This is a genomic window from Neptunomonas sp. (assembly GCF_041601355.1).
Taxonomy (GTDB): Bacteria; Pseudomonadota; Gammaproteobacteria; order Pseudomonadales; family Balneatricaceae; genus Neptunomonas.
The window spans coordinates 1-5,097 of sequence record NZ_JBFIIH010000189.1 but is presented as its reverse complement, the minus strand read 5'-3'; the positions used below and the strand labels follow the sequence as shown (position 1 = coordinate 5,097).

The 5,097-nt window shown below is 48.0% G+C and carries 5 protein-coding genes; 3 read left to right on the top strand and 2 right to left on the bottom strand.

Annotation, left to right across the window (positions count from 1 at the left end):
• The coding region (locus ABY436_RS18765) for a LuxR C-terminal-related transcriptional regulator (protein ID WP_372740454.1) at nucleotides 1-709 on the top strand (709 nt) is incomplete at its 5' end.
• A 113-nt stretch (nucleotides 710-822) separates the two neighbouring features.
• Here the strand turns inward: ABY436_RS18765 and ABY436_RS18760 are convergent.
• Nucleotides 823-2,310 carry an aldehyde dehydrogenase gene (locus ABY436_RS18760; protein ID WP_372740453.1) on the bottom strand — a complete coding sequence of 496 codons (1,488 nt, stop codon included), beginning with the start codon at nucleotides 2,308-2,310 and terminating at the stop codon, nucleotides 823-825.
• A gap of 263 nt (nucleotides 2,311-2,573) precedes the next feature.
• Here ABY436_RS18760 and ABY436_RS18755 point away from each other — a divergent pair, with 263 nt between their 5' ends.
• The gene (locus ABY436_RS18755; protein ID WP_372740452.1) at nucleotides 2,574-3,272 is read left to right on the top strand and encodes a TorF family putative porin; all 699 of its coding nucleotides are present in this window, start codon (nucleotides 2,574-2,576) and stop codon (nucleotides 3,270-3,272) included.
• 81 nt (nucleotides 3,273-3,353) lie between these two features.
• Here ABY436_RS18755 and speB read toward each other — a convergent pair whose 3' ends face one another.
• A complete protein-coding gene (gene speB, locus ABY436_RS18750; RefSeq protein ID WP_372740451.1) occupies nucleotides 3,354-4,310 on the bottom strand; it encodes an agmatinase in 957 nt (318 codons plus the stop codon).
• 134 nt (nucleotides 4,311-4,444) lie between these two features.
• Here speB and ABY436_RS18745 point away from each other — a divergent pair.
• Nucleotides 4,445-5,097: LysR family transcriptional regulator (locus tag ABY436_RS18745; RefSeq protein ID WP_372740450.1), on the top strand; the 653-nt coding region annotated here is incomplete at its 3' end.

Sequence of the window (5,097 nt, the reverse complement as noted above, 5' to 3'; positions counted from 1 at the left end):
TGTCAGCTCTATCCTGATGGTCACTTACAAAAAGTCGTTTAAACCTATCATTCTGCACCCGACAGACCCTGCTGAACAAAGCCCGACATTACGCACCTATATCAATCAGGCCTATGTTCTGGACCCGCTTTTTAATGCGATTAAGGCAGGTATCAACCCAGGCCTTAGCCGCCTTATAGAGATAGCCCCGGATTCTTTCGAAACGACAGAGTATTACCAATCCTGCTATAAAGATTTTGACCTGATTGATGAGATCAATCTGATTATCGAGTTAGATAACGAGGTTACCTGTGCGATCTCCCTGGGACGGAGCTCATTATTAGGAACGATCACACGCGCCGAGCTGAACCGCCTGAACGAAATCTATCCGATCATCAACTCATTGATCCGACAATTCTGGCTCTCACAAAGCCAGGAATACGTACAGTATGAAAAATCAGAAGGTGCCATGAAACAGGCACTGAACACATTTGGCAGCGGTGTATTAACCCGCAGAGAACAAGAGATATCGGGACTGATATTACGTGGGCATTCATCCAAGGCGATTGCCGGCAAACTGAATATCAGCCTGGGAACCGTGAAGGTTCACCGTAAAAACATCCATACGCGCCTCAACACTTCGACACAATCTGAGATATTCACCCTCTTTCTTGCCCACCTGAACGAACTGGAAGCCGCCGCGCCAAGCGCTGAAGCGACTCCTGTGTAAAGCCCTTGTGTAAAGTCCTTGTGTAAAGCCCTTGTGTAAAGGCCGGCGTAAAGTCAGCTGTAAAGATTAACGCAGCCTGAGCTGCGCTAATTCATGAGTGGACGATTGTCACCTTATAGCCGAATCCAGACATTTTTCAGCTCAGTGTACTTTTCTAAAGCATGCAAGGATTTGTCACGGCCATTGCCGGATGCCTTAACACCGCCAAATGGCACGGTTGAGTCGCCTTCACCCCAGGTATTCACCCATACCATACCGCTGTGAATTTTACGGCTGACGCGGTGTGCGCGTGAAAGATTAGCTGTCCACACAGAAGCACCCAAACCATATTTAGAATCGTTTGCTAACGCAATCGCTTCCTCTTCTGTCTCAAACTCACATACTGCGAGTACCGGACCAAAGATCTCCTCCTGCACAAAGGTCATGCCATTGTGCGCGTGTGAAACGATGGTCGGTTTGGCATAAAAGCCTTTACCTTCCTGATATTCAGGCAAGCCGCCAAGCAACACTTCACCGCCCTCTTCCTCAGCTGAGCGAATAAAGCGTGCCACGGTATCTAACTGCGCCCGATCCACCATTGGCCCCATATTGGTGGCAGGATCAAGCGGATTACCCGGCTGATAACGGCTGGCTGCCTCAACCAGTGCCGCTATAAACTCCTCTTTAATGCTTTTCTGTACATATAGACGCGAACAAGCAATACAGACTTCACCCTGATTTGAAAAGATCGCCGCTGCAGCGCTAGCGGCTGCTTTCTTAACATCCTCACAGTCAGCAAAAATCAGGTTCGGAGATTTACCTCCCGCCTCTAACCAGACACGTTTGAGGTTAGACTGGCCCGCATACTCCATCAACATGCCCGCAACACGTGTAGAACCGGTAAAGGCCAGAACGTTTACATCATTATGCAAGCCTAATGCTTTGCCGGCGGTATGCCCAAAGCCCGGCAATACGTTGAATACGCCGTCTGGAATACCCGCTTCAGTAGCCAGCTCAGCTAAGCGCAAAGCGCTCAGCGGTGACTTTTCAGACGGCTTCAGAATAACGCTGTTTCCTGCGGCCAGAGCGGGAGCCAGTTTCCATGTCGCCATCATAAGCGGATAGTTCCACGGCGTGATCGCCGCCACGACGCCTACAGGCTCATGGCTGATCAGCGCCAGCGTATCATTTCCTGTTGGGGCGATTTCACCGTAAAGCTTATCGATGCATTCCGCTGTCCAGCGGATGCAATCGATGCTGTCTGGAATATCGATGGCAGTCATTTCCGAAATGGACTTACCCATATCCAGCGTATCCAGCAGAGCAAATTCATCTTTGTGTTGTTCCAGCAGATCCGCCAACTTCAGCAAAATGCGTTTACGCTGTTTTGGCTCAAGTTCTGACCACACGCCTGAACGATAAGCCTGCAGCGCACTGTCTACCGCCAGATTAACGTCAGCTTCATCGCAGCTGGCAACATCGGCTAACCATTGCTCGGTTGCCGGATTCATACAGGGAAAGGTTTCGCCACTCACCGCTGGCTGAAAACGTCCATTGATATACGCCTGATGGCGAAAAGTCAGGGACTCGCTTAACGCTTTCCACTTACTAAGATCTGTCATTATCAATTCTCTCTACTCTGGTCATGTTCTGGTCATGTTCTGGTCGCGTTCTGGTCGTATTTACCGTATCAAAACCTATATAAATACAGATAACAGCCAGTCTACGAGAACCCGGGCAAGACAATATATACACCGGAGTAGGTAGCGCTAACCCAGTACCTACTTCAAGCTACCTACAGAAGGGTATATAAACTAATCGCTACTATTTACAAAATAAGAACCGCTATGACTCATACATTTTCTAAACAAAAAGGTATTTACAGATGCAGGATCTCCCCTTAAAAAGAGTTTTTACGGGTTTAACGCTAGCTTTAGTCATCAGCAGCACTCAAGCTGCCGAGGTATCAGGTACTGTCGGTTTTACTAATGACTACCGTTTTCGCGGTATTTCTCAGACCTCAGGTGATGCCGCCATTCAGGGCAGTCTTGATGTCGCTTTTGAAAACGGCGCCTATGCAGGCATGTGGGGTAGTAATGTTGACTGGGGTGATGATGCCAATATCGAAATCGATTACTACGTAGGCTTCAGCAACGATATTAACGACGACCTGAGCTATGATGCCTTTTTTGCTTATTACACCTACCCAGGTTACGAAAGCACCGATGGTGACTACGCAGAGGTAAGTTTTACCCTGCTATACAGCGGATTAAACGATCTCGGGGATATTGCTGCTACGTTTGCTTATAGCAATGATTACTTCAACAGTGGTGATGATTCAAAATATATCGCACTGGATTACAGCTATGGCGTGACTGAAAATATCAGTCTGGACCTGCATGCAGGCCATAGTTTTGGCGCCGCATGGGACGGCTATGGTTACGAGGATTACTCCATCGGTTTATCAGGCAACCTGGCCGGGCTGGATCTGGCCGTCAACTACCTGAGCAACACATTGGATGTCGCTAAAACCGACGACTTCGACGATAACGCTTTGGTCTTCAGCGTTTCTCGTTCCTTCTGAGTGCTTACCTGTAAAAAAATAAGTTAGGTCTTCTTCAAGAATACACTTGGCCGCCTGCTCATCACAGGCGGCCTTTTTTCTTTATGCTATTTTATTCGCCGCCAGAACGTACAGGTATTCCAGCGCCAGGGTTGCGCCTGCCAATGAAGTGATCTCGGCATGATCGTAAGCGGGGGCCACCTCTACGACATCCATACCCACCAGATTCAATCCCTGCAAACCACGGATAATCTTTAATGCACAATCAATACTGATACCGGCCACTACAGGTGTACCTGTACCCGGAGCAAATGCAGGATCAAGACCATCAATATCAAAACTGACATAGGCTTTTTTATCGCCGACACGCTGCTTGATTCTCTTCAGCGTTTCAGCAGGCCCATGATCACCGACCCACGCCGCATCCAGGACTTCAAACGGGTGATTTTCAACCGTATAAGCGGTACGGATCCCTATTTGCAGTGAATGCTCTGTATCGACCAGACCTTCCTGTACGGCATGATGAAAAATAGTACCGTGATCATATTTACTACCGCCGGAATAAGTATCGGTGTGCGCATCAAAATGAATCAAGGCTAGCGGACCATGCTTTTTGGCGTAGGCTCGCAAAACAGGCAAGGTAATGAAGTGATCCCCGCCAAATGTTAAGGCACTTTTCCCTGCATTCAGGATCTGTGAAATATGCGCTTCCAGATTGTCCACCAGCGTTTGTGGTTCACCGTGTTTAAACTTCACATTGCCTGCATCTGCAACATTCAGGTGATCATCCAGCGCAAACGTCCAGGGCCAACGTGCGCCTTCCCACACCAGATTGACGGAAGCCTGTCGCACGCCTTGAGGCCCGAAACGCGAACCTGACCGCCCCGATGTCGCCATATCAAACGGCACGCCACTGACGATGACTTCAGCATCACTTTGCGATAATGTCGTCAATGCCGGAAACTGCATAAACGTCATTCCCATTGCGCCATATAACGGCATATCCGCATCGGCTACCGATACACTTTCATTAGCAACAACATCATTCGGACCAGACATCCACTCTTCCTTATCTATTAAATTTGATTAGGTAAATATTAAAGAAAGCATAAACCCTGAAGAATCATTAGTTAAATGCATAGTTATAATATATAAATGTATAGTATTAATACTTAATAAAACGAACGACATAAATGAAATCACTGCGTCAGTTTGATTTAAACCTGTTGATTATCTTTGAAGCACTGATCAGCGAGTGCCATGTTAGCCGTGCCGCTGAAAAAGTATTTCTCAGCCAGTCGGCGATGAGCCATGCACTCAACCGTTTACGTCAGTACCTGAACGATCCATTGCTTGTCAGAACCGAAAACGGCTTACAACCCACACCACGAGCACTGGAAATGCTGCCCGAGATACGCAAAGCGTTGCAGCTCATCGAGCGTACGCTCAAGCCCACTGAACTATTCACGGCGAACACCAGCCAGCGCACTTTCAGCATTGCCAGCACCGACTATTTTGAATCAGTGGTTTTTCCTGATCTGGTTAGTCATCTGCAGACTATTGCTCCGCATGTCAGGTTACAGATAGAGATGATCAGTGAAGATGCATCATCCTCCAAGCTGGAAAATCGTGAGGTGGACCTGGTTGTCGGCATGGACGCTTCGAAAAAAATACCGGCTCACCTGATTGCTGAGCATTGGATAACCGAGCAGTTGGTCTGTCTGGCGGGTGTCGCTAATACTGAGGTAGGAAAAAACTTATCAATTCAGGAATATATTAACCTGCCGCATGCGGTATTCTCAGATTTGACGGGCGACCATTCCAGTAGTATCGATAACTGGCTGAG

Coding starts and splice junctions, on each gene's coding strand:
- ABY436_RS18755 (WP_372740452.1), top strand. CDS start 2,574: ATGCAGGATCTCCCCTTAAAAAGAGTTTTTACGGGTTTAACGCTAGCT.
- speB (WP_372740451.1), bottom strand. CDS start 4,310: ATGTCTGGTCCGAATGATGTTGTTGCTAATGAAAGTGTATCGGTAGCC.
- ABY436_RS18760 (WP_372740453.1), bottom strand. CDS start 2,310: ATGACAGATCTTAGTAAGTGGAAAGCGTTAAGCGAGTCCCTGACTTTT.